Raw genomic sequence first — 17,821 nt, 5'->3', positions numbered from 1 at the left:
AGATAGCTGTCTGCGTTTTAAATAGGATGCCCGGCAGTCCTTGCCGGGCTTTTTTATGTCAGCTTCGCAGCAACTTGAGTGGCGCGATTTTTGTGCTTAGCAGGCGTTTAAGATCTTCGAGCATTACATACAAACAGGGCACCATCAACAATGTCACCCCAGTTGCAAACAGCACCGAAAAGCTCAGGGAAATAGCCGTTGGGATCACAAACTGCGCCTGTAAACTCGACTCAAACATAATCGGCACCAGTCCTAAAAAGGTGGTCAGTGAGGTGAGTAAAATGGCCCGAAAACGACCAATGCCAGCCCTGATAACCGAGGTTTTTATATCCAGACCCGCTGCTCTGTGGCGGTTGATCACATCGGTCATTACCAGTGAGTCGTTGATCACCACGCCCGCTGCGGCCACAATTCCAAACACCGACATCATGCTCAGGCTGTAGCCGAGCAGGTAATGTCCCCACAGTGCGCCAACTACGGAAAAAGGGATCACCGACATCACCAGCACAGGTTGCAGATAGCTCTGCAGCGGCAATGCCAGCAGACAGTAGACGACCAGCAAGCCAACAACGGCAAACATCAGCACCTGGCTTTGTTCCTGACGCTGAGCTTGCAGCGCGACACCCGGTTTTGTCGTCAGTCCCGGATGGGCTGCTGTCAGCTCGTTTAGCAACTGGGATTCTATATATTCGGTGACATGGGCAAGGCTTGTTTGCTGTTCATCGACATCCGCACTGATGGTGGCGACCTGATATCCCTGCTCGCGGGTGATACTGGCAAAGCCCGGTACTTCAACGGTGCGTGCCACATCGCCAAAAAACACCTGCTCGCCATTGGGGAGGGCGATCAGTGTGTGGGCCAGTGCGCTTATCTGCTGGCGATCGGACTGGTCGCCCCGGACCTTAAACATGACTTCCTGACCTTCACGCATAACGCGCTGCAATTCAAGACCGTAAAACCTGGCGCCAACTTGTCGGGTTATTTCCCTGGCGCTCAGGTTGAGCTGGTGCGCCAGCGGTTTTAATTGGATCTGGTATTCAGTCTGGGCACTGTTGAGAGACGAGTAGACACTGTGCACGCCTGCAATGCGGTTTAGTTTGTTAATCATGGCCCGGCTGGCCTGATAAAGGGTGTCGGCGTCGCTGGCAAACAGGCGGTATTCCAGGTCGCTTTTCTCGGCAATGTCGATAACATCTGATTCTATGGTGAGTTTTTTCACACCGGGTATATCTGGCAAGTGCGCCTGCCAGCGTCTGGCCAGCTCAAAGGTGTCGAACGGACGCTGCGCTTCCGGCACTAACGGCACCACCACCTCGGCTTCAGTCAGATGGTCGATGCGGGTATACATGGCATCCATCATGGGTTTACCGGTTTGCAGCTGGATATCTTGCTCAACCTGGTTGATCAGGGTTTCTATTTGTTCAACCGCGGCCAGAGTTTGCGCCTCAGAAACATTGTGATCCATCTGAATATTAATTGACGGATAATCGTGCGGTACTTTGGGCACAGGAGTAAAGCGCAGCAAGCCGCTGACGGGCAGGCAGATGGCCAGGGCCAGCAGGCAGAAAAACCCGGCGATGACGGCATAACGGTAATGAATGCAGTGTTTGAGTAAAGGGGCATAATGCGTGTTCAGCCGTTTCTGCAGCCCGCTATTAAAGCGGTTACGCCAGTGGTCGTTTGGTTTTGCCGGTAAGCGGGTTGCGGCCAGATGTGCCGGTAAAATTAGCTTTGATTCAATCAGGCTGAAGGACAGGCATAAAATACAGACACCGGCTATGGCAATAAATTGCCCTGAATTAGGACCGCTGCTGAACATAAAAGGCATAAATACGGCTATGGTGGTCAGTACACCAAAGGTGGCAGGCATGGCCACTTTTTGCGCGCCCTGGATCACTTGCTCTGGCGAATGACCCTGCGATTCAACCTGCTCACAGACGCTCTCGCCTATCACTATGGCGTCGTCCACCACAATGCCCAGCACCATGATAAAGGCAAACAAGGAGACCAGGTTCATGGTGATCCCAAGCAAGGGCATCAGCCAGAAAGCGCCCAGCATAGAAACAGGCAAACCCAGCATCACCCAGATTGCAAGGCGGGTGCGCAAAAACACGGCCAGCACGATGAATACCAAAATAGCGCCCTGTGCGAGGTTTTCCAGCATCATATTGAGGCGCCCTTGCAGGTAAAAGGTGACATCAACAAACTCGTAAATGTTGATGTGTTCAGGCAGTGCCTGACGTTTGTACTCTACATACGCCTTAACCTTTGCCACCACATCGGTAAGTGACTGCTCTTTGGCCGCCAGCACCATAATATAAACGGCCTGCTCGCCATTAAAGCGTCCGGCATCCAGGGTTTCACTAAAGCCATCTTTGATGGTGGCGATATCGCGCAATTGCACGGTTTCGCCAAGCAAACCTCTGATAATGGGCGTACTGGCCAGTGCCGACCCCTGATAGCCACGTTGCGCCAGTCTGAGATAAATGTTGCCGCGCGCCGTTTTTATTTGGCCCGCTGACAGGTTATCGGCGTGTGTCTGAATCGCACTGACCACGTCAGACAGGCTGAGGTTATATTCGCGCAACTTGAGTGGCGACAATTCTATGGCGACCTCGTAGTCGGGAATGGCCGATAAGTCGACATGGGAGATCCCCTTTAACTGTAACAGCTCTGCTTTTAGTTCATTACCGAGTTTGCGCAGCTCAAGCGGGTCGTCCGGACCGGACAACACCACACTCAGCGCGCGCTGACGTTGTGCCCGCTCAACAATTTGCAACGGCTCCATGGCGACGGGGAAAGTTGCAATGGCATCGAGCTTCATCTTGATTTCATCCAGACGCAATGCCAGGCTCTGTCCGTATTCCAGCTCAATCTCCACCCGGCCACGTGAGGGGGTCGCCTGGCTGGTGAGGCGTTTAATGCCTGGCTGGGGTTTTAGCGCCTGTTCAATTTTGAGCAGGATATTTTCTTCGATCTCTCGGGCCGAGGCGCCCAGCTCGGTGGCGGTGACAATAATCTTATTGTTATCAGAAACCGGAAAGGTTTGCCGTTGGATCCCCTGATAGCTCAGCAAGCCCATGCAAACGATAAACAGCATCAGCAGATTTGCGGCAACGGGGTGGTGCACAAAATAGCCAATTAACTTGCTTTGCCGGCTCATTGCTTATCTCCTTTACTTGCCAGCTGGGTATGATCCGCGCCGCTGCGCACCAGCATGCCCGTTTGCGGATAGTCAGGTAGATGTGTGATCAGTTGATAATCTGCGTGGGGCGGCGCCGCGATCAGCACACTGCTTTGCTCCCGGCGCAGTATGTTGGCGGGATATTGCACCAATCTGTGCTGTGAGTTCATAAGCCAAAGCGTGTCATTTTTAACCCACTCCTGGGGCACTTTCAGGACGTTTTTCAGCGTGACGCCAGCAACGTGTGCGTGTAAAAACTGGCCGAAATACACTGGTTGCTCGTCGCTGTGTAGCGCATACGGGTCGTCTATTCGGATCACATAGTAAGCCATTCTCGTGGTATCGCTGAGCTGACCGGTATGGCGGGTGAGGGTGCCGGTTCGCCTTATCTCACTTGCGCTGACAGTGACGCCGGATGCGGGGAGTTGTGGTAAAAAGGGCCTGTCAAAGTTTGCCACGGGCACATGCAGTTCACCATAGTGCAGGTTAACCAGCTGCCCCAGTGGCTGACCGGCTTTAATCACCTGACCCAGGCCTGTATCTCGCTTTGCTATCAGCGCATCGTAAGGGGCGTAGTAATGGGTTCGTGAGAGGTTTTTTTGTGCCTGTGCCAGTTGGGCTTCGGCTGCTTTAAGACGCGCACGGGCACTGGCAACCTGAGGCTTTCTGAGTGCAAGGTCGGTCACATGTGGGCTACTGGCCCATTCTTTTTTTGCCACATCGGCCAGCGCTAACTGCTCTGACAAATGGGCCTTTGCCAGTGCCAGCTCCGCCTGTTTATTAAGTAACTGGGTCTGATAATCAAATGCGTCCAGCCTGGCAAGCAGAGTACCTTTATGAACAATGCCTCCCTCTATAAAAGCGTCGTTTAGCCAGGAAATTTTGCCCGGTAATTCAAAAGCAATGTCTGTTTGTTCGGCGGGCTTTAATACACCTGACAGGTGCAACGAGGTTTGATAGTCAGCGGGCACTAAAGGTGTACTGGAAACTCGTGGCGGCTGTGCCGGCTGTACCTTAGCTTCTTTTGGGGGATTTGCGAGTGTTATCAGGGCCACACAGGCACTGACGCCTGACAGCACAACCAGGAGCAGCACCAGTGAACGGCGCTTAAGTTGATGATAAGAAGACTTATTTTTATTTGACTCCATAATGGGTTTCCTGCTCGTCATATAACTTTAATGGTAAATTATTTGTTTCGTAAAAATGCTAATAGACTAACTTAACTAAAAATTTCTCAATAAATCTGTTTACACATAAATAACCGTTAGGTTATGTTATATCATAAAATCGGAACAGTACAGCAGTGACTAACTTATGACAATCGCGAATCACGTAGGGATCCACGCCTCGCAAATTGTGGACGTTTATGAACAAATTCATAGCATGGAGGCTCTGACTATCAACCCGGACACGATGGCTATCTTCGACCGCTTTCTTGGCCTGTTATCTAACGAGCATGGCAGCGAGTTTGCAGAGCAGGTGCTGGCACAAGATAAGATCAGGGCCATTAAGCCTCAGATCCAGCACTTGTTTAGTCTGGCATCCAGCATGTATGAGCGACACTGGGCGCAGCGCCTGGTGAGCAGTGACACGCCTCGGCAGGTGTTGCAAACTGAATACCCCTATTTTAAGCACTACCAGCGTGCAACGGGACTGGAGATCAATGCCATTAAATCTCTGGCGGCAGACCCGGTAAAGCAGGTTCTGATGGTGGGCTCTGGTGCATTGCCGCTGACGTCTTTGGCTTTACACCATGCAGGTTTGCAGGTTGATAATCTGGACATACAGCGCGACGACTTGTTGCTTGGCAAGCAGGTGTGTAAAGCACTGTCTGCCGATAATCAAATGGGCTTTATTCATAACGACATTTGCGAGCAGGCGGATCTGGCTCGCTATGATGTGATCTGGCTTGCCGCCCTGGTGGGGGATGAGCAGCTTAAAGACAAAATCATTGCACACTTGTATGAGTACATGCGCCCGGGGGCTCAGCTGGTAGTGCGCACTGCGTTCAACCTGCGCACGCTATTGTATCCAAGTGTGGACGAGAGTGGGCTGGCACCGTTTCAACTGAAACTGAAGATCCAGACTTACGCCGATAACTTTCACTCTATTTTGATTGCCCAAAAACCGGTGTAGCTGTTATGTCGATATTCACCTCCTATCTCAGGCTCAGTGCCGAGTATCGTTGGATGCTCGTTGCTGCGTTTGTGTTTAATCTGGGATTTTACATGCTGATCCCGTTTTTGGCGGGCTACCTGAAACAAGACTTGTTGCTGAGTGCCACCCTGGTTGGATTGGTCCTGGGTGTGCGCTCTTTTTGCCAGCAGGGCCTGTTTTTAGTGGGCGGCTTACTGGCCGACTTGTTTGGCGTAAAAAAACTGATAGTGATCGGGTGTTTACTCAGAGCGCTGGGATTCTGTCTGTTTTTGTTTTCGCAAATCACGGAGCTGCTGTTTTTGGCGGCCTTTATGACCGGGTTTGCCGGTGCCTTGTTTACCCCTGCTGCTCAGTCTTACTTTTCTAAACAAGCTGAGCTGAGTCGGGTGCAAATGTTTGCACTGGTCGGGGTTGCCAGAAATGGCGGGGAGTTACTCGGCCCGGTGTGTGGCCTGCTATTGCTGAGTGTTAGCTTTGATGTGTTGTGCGTGGTTTCGGCGCTGCCTTTTGCACTCTTTGCGCTGCTATTCATGGTTTTACTGCCAGCGAAACAAGCCCCGGCGGACAACCAATCTGCCTCGGAGAAATCGTCGGGAGGCGGGGTATCGGCCATGATTGCCGGTGTGCTAGGCAACCGGCCATTTTTGCTATTTTCAATGCTCATGTCGGGCTACTTTATGCTGATCAATCAGATCTCTTTTGCCATTCCGCTGCATCTGGTTAATCAGTCCGGGGCACCGCAGGATGTGGCCTGGGTACTGACCTTGTGTGCGCTGATCTCAATTTGTTTTCAGTTTCCCATCACGCGTATGTGCGAGCGCTGGCTGTCGCCCGATCAGTGGATCAGCATAGGTATTGCATTAATGGGGCTATCGTTTGCCACCCTGGTTCCCGCCTGGCCTTATCAATCCGGCGTTTTGTATTACCTGCCGATGAGCCTGCTGGCCGTCTTGTTTACCTTCGGCACTATGGTGAGTTTTCCCTTTATCATGAGCCAGATTTCTGTGCTGGCACAGGATAAGTCGGTTGCCACGCACTACGGATTTTTTTATTTGTTTGCCGGTGTCGGGTTAATTGCGGGCAGTGCAGTGGTCGGGGTGGCGTTTGATTATGCCAGCCTGAGCCAGGACCTGGCCTGGTATTGCCTGATAGCCATTGGCGTGGGTACGGCGGTGTTAAATACCTTGTTTATGTCAACGCCCGCCATACATGCCCAAATTCAAACAACCAGCCCATCTACATCAAAGTAAGGATTAACCATGATTCAACTTACTCAAGCGCAGCAACGAGCCTATATGTCAGACTATTTGGAAAATGGCTGGCGTGAGGAGCGCATGTCTTTTAGCTCTGTCTCATTAGAGCCCGGTTATATTGATGGCCGCATTAATGTGGAGCATTTTCAAATGCCTGGAGATGGCCGTTTTCATTTCAGTGCCCAAAGCGCCATGATCTGGATCTCTCAGCTGGGCATTATTTATGGTTGCTGGGACAACCAGCTGAGTAAAAAAGCGGGGGAAGTGTACCTCAGAGATCTCGATATTAAATTTAAGCGCACCATTAACACAACCGAAGAAGTGCGCTTTGAAGGCTTCTTCCCTAAGCAGTGTAAAAAGCGTTTGTCGGACAACCTGGTGTATTACAAAAATGCGCAGATCCATGTTGAGGGCGGGGCCTTTACGGGCACGGCGAGCTTTTTGGTGCCCACAGGTTAAGGTGGCAGAGTAATAAAAACTGTTCCTATTTAGATAATTAGTGTTATGTTATAACTAATCATAACTAATGACGTTTTTCAAACCGCCCATACACCGCATTTATGTTCGTCCATAAACGCGGTGTGCGCGGTTTTTATTGTATCAGGGAGAACTTTTTGTGTTAGAAGCCATACAGTTAAGTAAATCATTTGCCGATAAACAGGTGATCACCGACTTGAGCTTTAAAGTTGAGCAGGGCGAGATCATGTGTCTGCTCGGTGCCAACGGCGCGGGAAAAAGCACCACGCTGAATATCTTTCTTAACTTTTTACAGCCCGACAGTGGCCAGGCGCGCATTGACGGGGTCGATGTTCAGCAAAGCCCCAGTGGCAAAGACAAACTGGTGTATCTGCCCGAGCAGGTGAACCTGTATCAGGAATTCAATGCCATTGACAACCTCAAATATCTGGCCAGTTTATCCGGGCTTTCGGTCAGTGAGGCGCAGATCAACGCCGCACTGGACGAAACAGGACTTGAGCAAAATGCCCGTAAACAGTCATTAAAAAATTACTCAAAAGGAATGCGGCAAAAGGTTGGTATTGCCTTTGCCATCATGCGCCAGGCCAAAGTGTTGTTGCTGGATGAGCCTACGTCGGGGCTGGACCCCAGTGCCACACTGGAGTTTATTCGTATTGTTGAGCGGCTGGCGAAAAAAGGTGCTGCCATCTTGATGGTGACACACGACTTTTACTGTGCACATACCCTGGCCGACAAAATTGGCATTATGGATAAAGGCAAACTGCTGACGCTGTTAGATAACAATAAACTGCCTTTGAGCAGCCTGGAAACCACCTACCACGAACTGATCTCCGGGAAAGCGGCCATGCGCGAAGCCAGCTAACGCGGTTGGGCTCATGTATAAACAGGAATTGTCTGATCTATGAATAATAAAATAATGCAGATCTGTCGCCATGAATTGGCCAGTAAACGCAAAAGCCCCAGCCTGTGGCTGATCTTTTTTATGACCCAACTGCTGCTGGTGGTTGCCTTATTTACCGGCTGGCAGCAATACCAGCACAGTATGCACACCCAGGCCAAAGCACAGGAAATTGTTGAACAGCAATGGAATGCCCAGCCAGACAGGCACCCGCACCGGGTTGCACACTTTGGCCATTTTGCGTTTCGTCCTCCCAGTGCGCTGAGTTTTTTTGACCTGGGCGTTAATGCCTGGGTCGGCGACAGTATCTTTTTAGAGGCGCACAAACAAAATAGCGCCAATTTTGCCAACGATCAGGATGGCGGCACCTTACTGAGGTTTTCCGAGCTCAGCAGCGCCAACATTTTGCTGATCATCTGGCCTTTGTTGATCATTGCTCTGGGTTTTGCCAGTGTCAGTGGAGAGCAAAAAAGCGGCACACTGCGCCAGCTGATGTCCATGGGCGTGTCGTTCCGTGAATTAATCGCCGGCAAGAGCCTGAGTTACTTGCTGGTGTCTGTGGTGTTTATCTTACCTGTGTTTGTTTTAGCCCTCGCCCTGGCCGCCGGCTCAGGCGCTCAGTTTTCAGCAGAAGCGCCACTGAGATTAACGCTGCTGTTTGGCACCTATCTGCTTTACTGTCTGTTCTGGATAGCGCTGACGTTATTGATTTCGAGCCTGGTAAAGGCGCCAAAACAGGCGCTGGTGCTGCTGACGTCGGTATGGTTTATCCTGACTATTCTGATGCCACGCATGCTGGCAGAATTTGCACACCACCAGTATCCCCATCAAAAGCGCAATGATTTTGAGCTGGCCATTAAACTGGATAACCGTAAAGTCGGAGACAGCCATAACCCCAACGACCCGTATTTTAGCCAATTCCGTGAACAAACGTTGAAAAAGTATGGTGTATCGACGGTTGAGGAGCTGCCGATTAATTACAAAGGGCTGGTGATGCAGGAAGGGGAAAAACTCAATGCTGAAATCTATAAAAAGCACTATCAGCAACAGGTAGCGCTGTTTGAGGCGCAGCGCCAGTTTGTCAGTCAGTTTTACTGGCTGAATCCGTATTTGTTTGTTCGTGATTTTTCAATGGCGCTGACGCGCACAGACACCCGACACTTTTTGGATTTTGAACAGCAGGCAGAGGCCCACAGATATGCACGGATCCAAAAACTCAATGAGTTACACACCCATGAGATCCACCATCATAACGACAGAGCGCAGCGGGTTGATAAATCCTACTGGCAGGAATTTGAAGCGTTTAACTACTTAACGCCTAAGCTCAGCTGGTCATTGAGTGCGTTTTCTCTGGCCTGGTTGCTGCCGCTGCTGGCGGTCGCAGCACTGTTTAGTTTCCTGAGTTCAAACCCGATGCAGAGGAGGATCTATGCTGCTGTTTAAACTCGAATGCAAGCGTTTGTTTGCTGGCACCATTAATAAGCTGGTGCTGGTATTGTTTATCGTATCGGGTGTGTTTGCCATTTATCAGGGCGCGCTTGGTTATAAGTCACTGCGCATTGATCAGTATAAGTCGATGGTAGTATTCCAAAAAGAGCGGGAGCATGTGAACAGTCGCGAGACACTGCCCGAGGCAGGTTCTCTGGCCTACTATGCCAGCGCTCCGACCGAGTGGAAACTGAGCCCCTGGGCTGCTTTGTTTGTGGGTGAGACACCGTCTTCTATGGTCGCAACTAAAATTCGCGCCACTGCATTACAAAGTCAGGCCTTTAATCGCGAAATTGTAAACCCGGCTCAGCAACGGGCAGGCGGCCTGGATTTGGGGTTTGTGTTGGTTTACTTTTTGCCTCTGGTAATTGGCATACTCACCGTGACGCTTATCTCAGACGAGCAGCACGCCGGTCGTTGGCGATTACTCAACGCCTTACCGGGCAGCGCGTTCGCTTTGCTTGGTAAGCAAATTGCGCTGCGTTTTGCTGTTATCTGGCTGCTGGTGGCTATCTTGCTGGTGAGTGCGGCACTGATATTGTCTTTGCCGTTTGATGCACTATTTTGGATTGTGCTGGGCGCCACCAGTTTGTATATGGTGTTCTGGTTTGCACTGGCAACCTTGATCATGAGCTTTGGCAAAAATAGTGTGGTGAATAGCCTGGCTTATCTCAGTAGCTGGGTGGTGCTGGCGCTGTTGATCCCGGGCGCTGTGCACTTATATCTGTCTGGTCAGTATCAAAGCGATGCGCCGCTTGAGATCACGCTGCAACAACGCACAACACTCAATGATGGCTGGGATAAAGACAAGCAAGCCACGCTCGATGAGTTTTTGACACACGAAACACCCTGGCAGAATACTGCACCTTTGGGCGAGGCGTTTGACTGGAAATGGTACTACGCGCAGCAGCATATGAGCGACCTTGCGGTGCAGTCGCTGGTTGAGGCCCATTTCCAGAACAACCAGGCACGTCAGGCACAGTTACAAACATTGAGTGTGCTGTCTCCGGCGTTGCTTTTTCAGCTTTCTCTGAATGAACTGGCTCAGACAAGCAGTAGTTACCAGCTCAAATATCAGCAGCAGGTGGCCGACTATCACACGGTTATGCGTCATTTCTTTTACGACTTTATGTTTTTTGATAAGCCGGTAACCCGCCAGGATGTGGAAGATTTTCCGCTGTTCAAAGCGCAGGCAATGAAAACACAAAACGGACTGTGGAAGTGGTTGTTCAGTGTGTTACTTGTGCTGGCTATTTCCGCACTGGCAACAGCCAGGATCCGTCAGGTAAAACCGTTCTAACTCCTCAGCATGTACGGGCGGTTTTCGCCCGTATCTATTACTTAGCTAACATAAAGCATTTACCAAAAAGTGTATTGTCCAATTAACGTATGCGCAGTAGGATGGATGTTTCCAATTTTTACCCATTTTGCTAAGGGACGCGCATGTTATCACTCAGACCTTTTGAGCCCTCAGATGAATCAAGCCTGGTTCGTTACTTAAACAACCCTGCCACCGTGCAATATTTATCACCCAAAGTCCCTTTTCCTTATACTCAGGAAGATGCCCTGTGGTGGATCACAACCGGCAGTAAAGAGGGGATCACCCGCGCGATTATGCTTGATGGTGTGCTGATCGGGTGTATCGGCGCTCGCCCTGGCACCTTCGAGTATTGTCGAAGCGCGGAAATTGGCTACTGGCTGGCTGAGGAATACTGGGGCCAGGGGCTCACAGGCCGGGCATTACAGCTGTTGGTGGACGAAGTAACAACCACCACTGAACTGATGCGTTTAGAAGCCGTGGTGGTCGCGCAAAATACTCGCTCTGCGAGAGTGCTGGAAAAAGCAGGCTTTGAATATGAGGGCCTGCGCCGTATGGCAATCTATAAAGATGGCGAGTTTTTTGATGCGCGGCTGTTTGGCAAGATAAATGAACATGTTTGAATAAAAAAGGAGAGGTGACCCTCTCCCGTGTGGCGGCTGTTTAGCGCCTGTTACAGATGTATTCTTCCTGGCCACTGGCGTAATCTTTATGCCAATAGCAAGTTTGAACTATCTTTTCTTTACAGATATGGAAAAAGCCGTGTGCAAAGTCGTACTTTGAACTGCCCGTTTCGTCCATTAACAGGTACTGATAAACGGCCGTATTATAGTTTATGTCCCACCACTGCTCAGGGTTTGTGGCTGTACCACGTGTTACCCTGTTTTTGACCCTTGCATCTTTTGTACCTGAGCAGTCAGGCAAGCTCAGTGTTGATGAGAACTTGCCTTGTGCATCGGCAAGTAAATTTTTGAAACCTATTTCACTCTCACGGCTGATGGCGCGCAGTGCAACAGAGGCATAAGGGACCGGATTACCAGCCGCATCAATCGCGGTACCCGACATGCCAATTTCCTGGTGGGCCTCAAGATAAGAAGGCGACAGTAGGTTAGTCAGGTTTTCGTTATTCCAGGTATGTATACCTGAGATTTTTGTCGCTGAATGCGGGTTTGAAACGGTGAATGTATACTGTGCTGCCGTTGGTGGTAAGTTTGCTGCATTACCACGGACCTGGAACACCGCACCGTTACTTCCACCAGTGTTCAGATTGACCTGCTGATTGTGCGGCACTTTCGCCCAACTGCTGCCGGTCCATAATTCCAGACTGAATTGATCGCTGGCACTAAAATTAAGCGCGATAGCCGTTTGTCCTTCACCGACCTGATAGATGAAGTAATCAAGATCATTCTGATTATCGATATTGCCGGTGATTGTACCATTGCTTGGCAGGGCCGTGGCCTGGCCAGGTTTGTCATTCGCTTCGTGCTGGTCAAAGTCAGGATGGCTGAACCAGCCGATGATGCTTTGTTCGGCGCTAAAGCCCGTTTTGGCCTCTGCCGCAATGATGTAAGCACCTGGCTCGGCTTTGACAACCACTTTTTCAGTTAGCGCGGTTGTTGAGTCAGCGATGTCCAGGGGGGTGAAGCTGTTATCATCTTCCAGTTTAAACAGATACAAGTTGTAATCTACATCTTGTGGAATATTTACCAGCAGCCCTTCGATTTTGGTTGGCTCTGTAATTTCAGTGCTATAGCACTTGATTTGGCCTTGCTCACTGAAATTAAGGTAGATAGCGCCATCTAATGGTAAGTCTGCGCAGCCACTACGCTGTGCAGGTGTCTGGCTGACGGCCGGATCAGCTTGTGCAGAAAATGCCTGGAATTGCGGTTGAGCAGGTAACGACATGGCATTGCGGCGGATCTGAAAAGGGAAGGCGTGTTTTTGCTCAAGTGCCTCGTCAGCACGCTCTGTGACACCATCAAAATAGGTGCCGGGCATATCATAGATTGACGGCGTTTGTTCAGACTGAACGGGTAGTTCAATGGTCTTTGCTGATGCGGTTGCACACAAAGACAGTGCGAGTGTGATTGTAGAGGCGAGTATTTTCTTATTCATAAAATGATTTCCTTTCAATATTTAATTTAACCATGCTTAAGTTCGATAAGCCCTATTACACTAATTCAGCGTTCCTGAATAAACAACAATAATTTCATAAGGATATGATCCATCGCAAGAATTGACTACATACGACTTTTGGTTTAGCTTGGGAAAAGCATCGCGCATGTAGCACAAGGAGTGACAGATGATGAAAGTGAATGCGAGCGTTACCCCTGCATTGTCAGGTAATATTCGAAGTCAAGAACGCCCACCTATGGAGAAGCTCAGGTCTGTCCAGATTGAGCCGCAGGATCCTGATATTCAATATGCACAAGAAATGACCATCAGTAAGCACACTGTAGAACTGAGCCCGGAAGCTTATGCCAAGCTGACAAAGCAGCTAAGTGAAGATTTCGCAGGTCATGTGAAAGACTTTGAGCAGGCACAAAGTGCCTTGGTCACTAGCCTGGACTTATTTGAACAGTTTAAGGCACAACAGCAAACAATTAGCCCGCATTTAAACCTGGACAGAGTGGATCTGGCGCAAAAAGAGGATGGCACACTGAAGCTGGTTGGGGGTGACTTGTCTGGAGCACAGCGTAGTGAGCTTGAAGAGGCGCTCAATGGCAATGATGAACTGAAAGAGTCTTTCTCCAAAGTCCATGAAGGGATCCTGAGTGTATTACAGCTTCATTCTTCTGACTTTGATTCACTGACTGTTGAAGACTTACGCGGGACGCTGAAGCTTAATGAACTGACTGAAAAGTATAGTCGTCAGTTTGATCCGGCTGGCTTAGGTCAGAACATGCCCACAATCGAGGACAAAATCAGTGCGGATCCTATGCTTTTCTTCGGTATGATGGTGGAGGCTATCAACCCCAGAGTCAGTATTAAAGTGTAACTGACCACGCCTGTCCGTTTGTACGTGGTTTGACCGCCTTGACACGTGAAGCACCTTCCAGATAAGGGACTTCACTCGGTTAGTCCGCTCTTTCAATTGCATGAGTCAGAAAGATTAAGTCGTAATGCAATCGGTGCTTGCGGTTCGCTCAGGTTGGATGGGGACAGGGTCTGGGACAGTGGTCACTCGTAAAGGCAGTGCCCGTGTAATTGCTGCGGTGCGTATGCTAAATTTCATCAAATAATTACGCCTCAAACCATGAATTATCAATTCGTAAGTCTGAAAAACACTGATAGCTAGTTCATCGTTCTTAAATAAACAACAATAATTTCATAGGGATATGATTTGTGCCAAATGTTGACTGTTTACGACTTTTGGTTTAGTTTGAGAAGGAACATCACACGTTCTAGCGCAAGGAGTGACAGATGATGGAAGTAAATCGCCACGGTATAACGCCGCCAATACCGACCAATAATCGCAGTACCGAGTCCGCCCCAATAGACAAGCTTAAAGCCGCCAAAGTTGAACCTGAGAAACCTACCGTCAGCGGTAATATCACTTTCAGTGAAGAGACAGGCCTAATGGATGAAGAAACGATTGCTCGGGTCAGAAAGGAACTGAACGACGAACTGAAGCAGCAGGTTAAAGATTTTGAACGTGCGCAGGGTGCGCTACTCAACAGTCTAGATCAGTTCAGCGAGTTTAAAGCGGCACAAAAAATAGTAAATCCACACCTGAATTTAGACTCAGTCGACTTAGCCCTAAACGAGGATGGTTCTTTGGCGCTGGTTGGAGGCAGTTTATCGGGTGATCAGCGTAGCGAGCTGGAACAGCAGCTCAATGACAATGATGAGTTGAAAGCGTCTTTTTCGCAGGTTCACGATGGCATTCTCAGTGTCTTACAAATGCACTCGTCAGATTTCGATGCGCTGTCTTCGGAGGATCTGCGCGGTTCGCTGAAGCTCAATGAACTGACTGAGAAATATAGCCGGCAATTTACACCGGATGGCTTTGGTCAGAACATGCCCACACTTGAGGATAAAATCAATACCGATCCGTTGTTGTTCTTCGGCATGATGGTAGACGCCATCAATCCCAGAGTCAGCATTAAAGTGTAACAGACCACGTCTGTCAGCTGGGAGCAGGCTTAGTTTGCTTGCATTCACCCTTCAATTTTCTTCCTGATAACGGACTACACTCGCATAGTCCGTTATCTCAATTTAGCTAGTCAGCAAAGTCAAACCGCAGCGCTGCCGGCTCCAGTAACTTTACTGTGGGAATAAAATACCGGGTATCGTAGATGCCATCATAGTTATGCCAATGCAGGCCTTCGCTGTCCGTGTCTGCGTCATCGTGATGCCAGGGCTCCAGCGGCTCGCTCAGAAAGCTCACGTGCAGGTGATTTTTATGATTGGCTTTGACCTGGGTAACACCGCGCAGGTTGTCGGCAAAGATGATTTGCGTTGCGCCCAGCTGGACCAGCGCATCGACCAGGCTTTGTGTTGCCTGGCGGTCATACGCGGCATCGCCAACGCTGATGGGACCGCTTTGCGTGCCAAGCGGTCGAATGTCCACGGTGCCGCCAAACTTATGAGTAAAATGCGGTGGATTAATGCCGCCCCAGCGCATGGTGGCACCGGTAATGGTTAAGTGATCTGGCATACCGGCTGGTTTGTCAGGCTGTGCATGCCAGGCGCGGCCGAGGTTTTGCAGTGCGGCGAGTAAATCGGGGTGTAAATGGCGACCGACTAACCCGGCTGTGGTGAGTCCCTGATTTGGAGTATCCGGGATAGGCACCAGGCCGTTTACTGCACATTTTACCTCTAAGGTTTGTTGCAGTGAGCCCGCTCGGGCGACAAATCTGTCTGAGCCGGGCACGCTGTCATTGCCGCAACTATGAAAGTTGTGAATGGAAACCGTTACCTGTCCGCGCGCATCTGTCACCGGGCTTGATACGTTAAACGGTGCTGTTAAGCGAAACAAGCCTTGCTCAATGCGGGTCAATATCTTAGCGCGTACACTGCGGCTAAATCGGGCGGCCATACCATCAGGCTCTCGCCATTGGGGTGCTGTCAGCGTCAGGGGCGCAGCGCTTATCTCCACCGGCTCGCCCACAATGGGTTGACCCCGCCAGTTGGTTAATGTCAGCGTCCAGGTGGCGGTATTGCCATTTTTTGGAAACAGGGTAACGTCTGTGGCGTTTTCCAGCCATTGCTGGCCAAAGTAGCCGCTGCCGTCAGGCGCTACTATCAAGCCATCATAATAAAATTGGCTGGTCAGAGCCGAGGGGTGTACTGTGTTTGCAAAAACCGGGCAGCATAAACCCAGTGCCGCGCTTAGCAGCGCAATCCGTGCTTTCATGGTGTCTCTCCTTGGGTTGTCTACTCAAGGCTAGCAGCTCAGACGGGTGTGACAAATTTATAAAGATGCATATTTTTCATGCGTCAGGAAGGAATAGCAGAGGACAGAAACGAAAAAAGCGAGCCTTAGCTCGCTTTTTTTGCAAAATGCGTAGTAATTAAAGAACTACGATTTTGTCAGCCTGAGGACCTTTTTGACCCTGAGAAACTGTGAATTCTACGCTCTGGCCTTCAACCAAAGTTTTGAAGCCGTCGCCTTGGATAGCGCTGAAGTGAGCGAATACGTCTGGGCCATTTTCCTGAGAAATGAAACCAAAACCTTTAGACTCGTTGAACCACTTAACTGTACCAGTAACTGTGTTAGACATAGTATTAACCTGTAATATAAATAAAAAATTAACCTTCGATAGGTGTGAATGCATCAAAAGTAGAGGTGAAACTTAAATACTGCAGGTTGTGTTACGCGGTGTAAAACAACGAATTGTAGGATGTAAATATCGACTTTCTTTCTAGCGGCCTTCACTCTACAGGGACTCACTGGGTCTGTCTAGTATTATTTGTACAAATTTTAAATTTATCTGCGGCGCACTCTCAACCGGGTAGTCAAATGTACGCCTCGGCAGAAGTTCAATCCTGGCTTGCATTTAGATTTCGTCAATCACATGAAACGCCCGGTACTCATCAAAAGCAAACTAACTTGTTAACAAATTGCCCAGCTGCATACTGTGACGGCTTCTGGCTGATCTGCAGCCGAAAAAATATAAAGCACTGGCTGGAGTGTCCCTCAATGCCTCTGTTTTACGATAAGGGCTGTTTGAGCAGGTCCAGCAAGGCCTGAGGAACGAATTTACGAGACGTGGTAATGGCGTAAAAGTGCTCAAAAATAGGCAGCTGACTTTGATACTGCTCCAGTAAGCCCTGGGCAATTTCGTCTTTGACCACCACCGGAGGCAGCACTGCAAGCGCGCCACTGTCCCTGGCCAGTAGTCGCAGCATGGCCATGTCGTCCACCTCAGCCTGGATATTGGGTTTGTACTCATGGGCTGCGCACAAGGCGTTAAAGGCCGAGCGGATCTCTGTGGTTGGCCCGGGCAATACCCAGCGCACCGTGTCATACCCGTTTGGAAAGTCACTTTTGATGGCCGCGCCTTTGGGGCCGACAATGGCAACTTGCTGGCGCGATACCAGCTGAGTATGCCAGCGGGTTTCGTCCTGGCTGGCGGGGCGGTTGGTAAGCACTAAGTCCAGTTCATGGTTGCTTAATCCCTGTAACAGGCTGTCCATATCGCGGGTGGTCAGGGTAAAACTGATATGAGGATCATCAAGCAGGGGGCTGATAAAGCTTTCAATAAAGTTTCGCGACAGGGTGGTTTGTACACCAATGGACAGGTGTTGCCGCTCGGTGGCCACGCCTTTGAGCAAGAAAGACTCCAGCTCTTCCCCTTTATAAAAAATGTCGTCGGCGTAACCGAGCACCTGCTTTCCGGAGTCGGTCAGGATCAGCTTGCGTCCTTGTTTTTCAAACAATGAGACACCCATGGTATGTTCCAGCCGCTTGATCTGAATAGACAGGGCTGACTGGGAAATATGAACATCCTGCGCAACCTGAGTCAGGCTGCCTGCTTTGGCAACACGCCAGAAATAATAGAGGTGGTGATAGTTGAGTCGACTCATTTTATAGTTATATA

The 17,821-nt window shown here is 49.9% G+C and carries 15 protein-coding genes; 9 read left to right on the top strand and 6 right to left on the bottom strand.

The window, feature by feature from the left end; translation table 11 throughout:
- Positions 1 to 58: 58 nt before the first annotated feature.
- Entirely contained in the window at positions 59 to 3,163 is a 3,105-nt protein-coding gene (locus C3B51_RS17980; RefSeq protein ID WP_130245948.1) for an efflux RND transporter permease subunit, read from the bottom strand.
- The gene (locus C3B51_RS17975) at positions 3,160 to 4,332 is read right to left on the bottom strand and encodes an efflux RND transporter periplasmic adaptor subunit (RefSeq protein WP_130245947.1); all 1,173 of its coding nucleotides are present in this window, start codon (positions 4,330 to 4,332) and stop codon (positions 3,160 to 3,162) included. The genes C3B51_RS17980 and C3B51_RS17975 overlap by 4 nt, the downstream gene beginning before the upstream one ends.
- 166 nt (positions 4,333 to 4,498) lie before the next feature.
- Here C3B51_RS17975 and C3B51_RS17970 point away from each other — a divergent pair, with 166 nt between their 5' ends.
- The 7 genes from C3B51_RS17970 to C3B51_RS17940 all read left to right on the top strand — a co-directional run bounded on the left by C3B51_RS17970 (position 4,499) and on the right by C3B51_RS17940 (position 11,398).
- Positions 4,499 to 5,320, top strand: coding sequence for a nicotianamine synthase family protein (locus tag C3B51_RS17970; RefSeq protein ID WP_130245946.1), 822 nt, complete (start codon positions 4,499 to 4,501; stop codon positions 5,318 to 5,320).
- Positions 5,321 to 5,325: 5 nt separating this feature from the next.
- A complete protein-coding gene (locus tag C3B51_RS17965) occupies positions 5,326 to 6,591 on the top strand; it encodes an MFS transporter (RefSeq protein ID WP_240701924.1) in 1,266 nt (421 codons plus the stop codon).
- A 9-nt stretch (positions 6,592 to 6,600) separates the two neighbouring features.
- On the top strand, positions 6,601 to 7,053 hold the full coding sequence (locus C3B51_RS17960; RefSeq protein ID WP_125719110.1) for a hypothetical protein: 453 nt from the start codon (positions 6,601 to 6,603) through the stop codon (positions 7,051 to 7,053).
- 157 nt (positions 7,054 to 7,210) lie between these two features.
- On the top strand, positions 7,211 to 7,933 hold the full coding sequence (locus tag C3B51_RS17955) for an ABC transporter ATP-binding protein (RefSeq protein WP_130245945.1): 723 nt from the start codon (positions 7,211 to 7,213) through the stop codon (positions 7,931 to 7,933).
- A 39-nt stretch (positions 7,934 to 7,972) separates the two neighbouring features.
- On the top strand, positions 7,973 to 9,412 hold the full coding sequence (locus C3B51_RS17950) for an ABC transporter permease (RefSeq protein ID WP_130245944.1): 1,440 nt from the start codon (positions 7,973 to 7,975) through the stop codon (positions 9,410 to 9,412).
- On the top strand, positions 9,399 to 10,757 hold the full coding sequence (locus C3B51_RS17945; protein WP_130245943.1) for a DUF3526 domain-containing protein: 1,359 nt from the start codon (positions 9,399 to 9,401) through the stop codon (positions 10,755 to 10,757). The genes C3B51_RS17950 and C3B51_RS17945 overlap by 14 nt, the downstream gene beginning before the upstream one ends.
- A 143-nt stretch (positions 10,758 to 10,900) precedes the next feature.
- Positions 10,901 to 11,398 (top strand): GNAT family N-acetyltransferase, encoded by a 498-nt coding sequence (locus C3B51_RS17940; protein WP_130245942.1) that lies wholly within the window; start codon positions 10,901 to 10,903, stop codon positions 11,396 to 11,398.
- A gap of 40 nt (positions 11,399 to 11,438) precedes the next feature.
- On the opposite strand, the gene C3B51_RS17935 is transcribed toward C3B51_RS17940, so the two are convergent.
- Positions 11,439 to 12,890, bottom strand: coding sequence for a carboxypeptidase-like regulatory domain-containing protein (locus tag C3B51_RS17935; RefSeq protein WP_125719117.1), 1,452 nt, complete (start codon positions 12,888 to 12,890; stop codon positions 11,439 to 11,441).
- A gap of 187 nt (positions 12,891 to 13,077) precedes the next feature.
- Between C3B51_RS17935 and C3B51_RS17930 the strand changes: the two genes are divergently transcribed.
- Positions 13,078 to 13,773 carry a hypothetical protein gene (locus tag C3B51_RS17930; RefSeq protein WP_130245941.1) on the top strand — a complete coding sequence of 232 codons (696 nt, stop codon included), beginning with the start codon at positions 13,078 to 13,080 and terminating at the stop codon, positions 13,771 to 13,773.
- Positions 13,774 to 14,198: 425 nt separating this feature from the next.
- Complete coding sequence (locus C3B51_RS17925; RefSeq protein ID WP_130245940.1) at positions 14,199 to 14,891, top strand: hypothetical protein; 693 nt, start codon at positions 14,199 to 14,201, stop codon at positions 14,889 to 14,891.
- Positions 14,892 to 14,997: 106 nt separating this feature from the next.
- Here the strand turns inward: C3B51_RS17925 and C3B51_RS17920 are convergent, their stop codons facing one another.
- The 3 genes from C3B51_RS17920 to C3B51_RS17910 form a co-directional block, all read right to left on the bottom strand.
- Positions 14,998 to 16,134, bottom strand: coding sequence for a hypothetical protein (locus C3B51_RS17920; protein ID WP_130245939.1), 1,137 nt, complete (start codon positions 16,132 to 16,134; stop codon positions 14,998 to 15,000).
- 157 nt (positions 16,135 to 16,291) lie between these two features.
- Positions 16,292 to 16,501, bottom strand: a complete 210-nt coding sequence (locus C3B51_RS17915) for a cold-shock protein (protein ID WP_010385841.1) — start codon at positions 16,499 to 16,501, stop codon at positions 16,292 to 16,294.
- 430 nt (positions 16,502 to 16,931) lie between these two features.
- Complete coding sequence (locus C3B51_RS17910) at positions 16,932 to 17,807, bottom strand: LysR family transcriptional regulator (RefSeq protein ID WP_130245938.1); 876 nt, start codon at positions 17,805 to 17,807, stop codon at positions 16,932 to 16,934.
- Between the last annotated feature and the right edge of the window lie 14 nt (positions 17,808 to 17,821).

This window comes from Pseudoalteromonas rubra, assembly GCF_004212645.1.
In the GTDB taxonomy this organism is placed as follows: domain Bacteria; phylum Pseudomonadota; class Gammaproteobacteria; order Enterobacterales; family Alteromonadaceae; genus Pseudoalteromonas; species Pseudoalteromonas rubra_G.
This window is presented reverse-complemented; position numbering and strand designations above follow the sequence as displayed.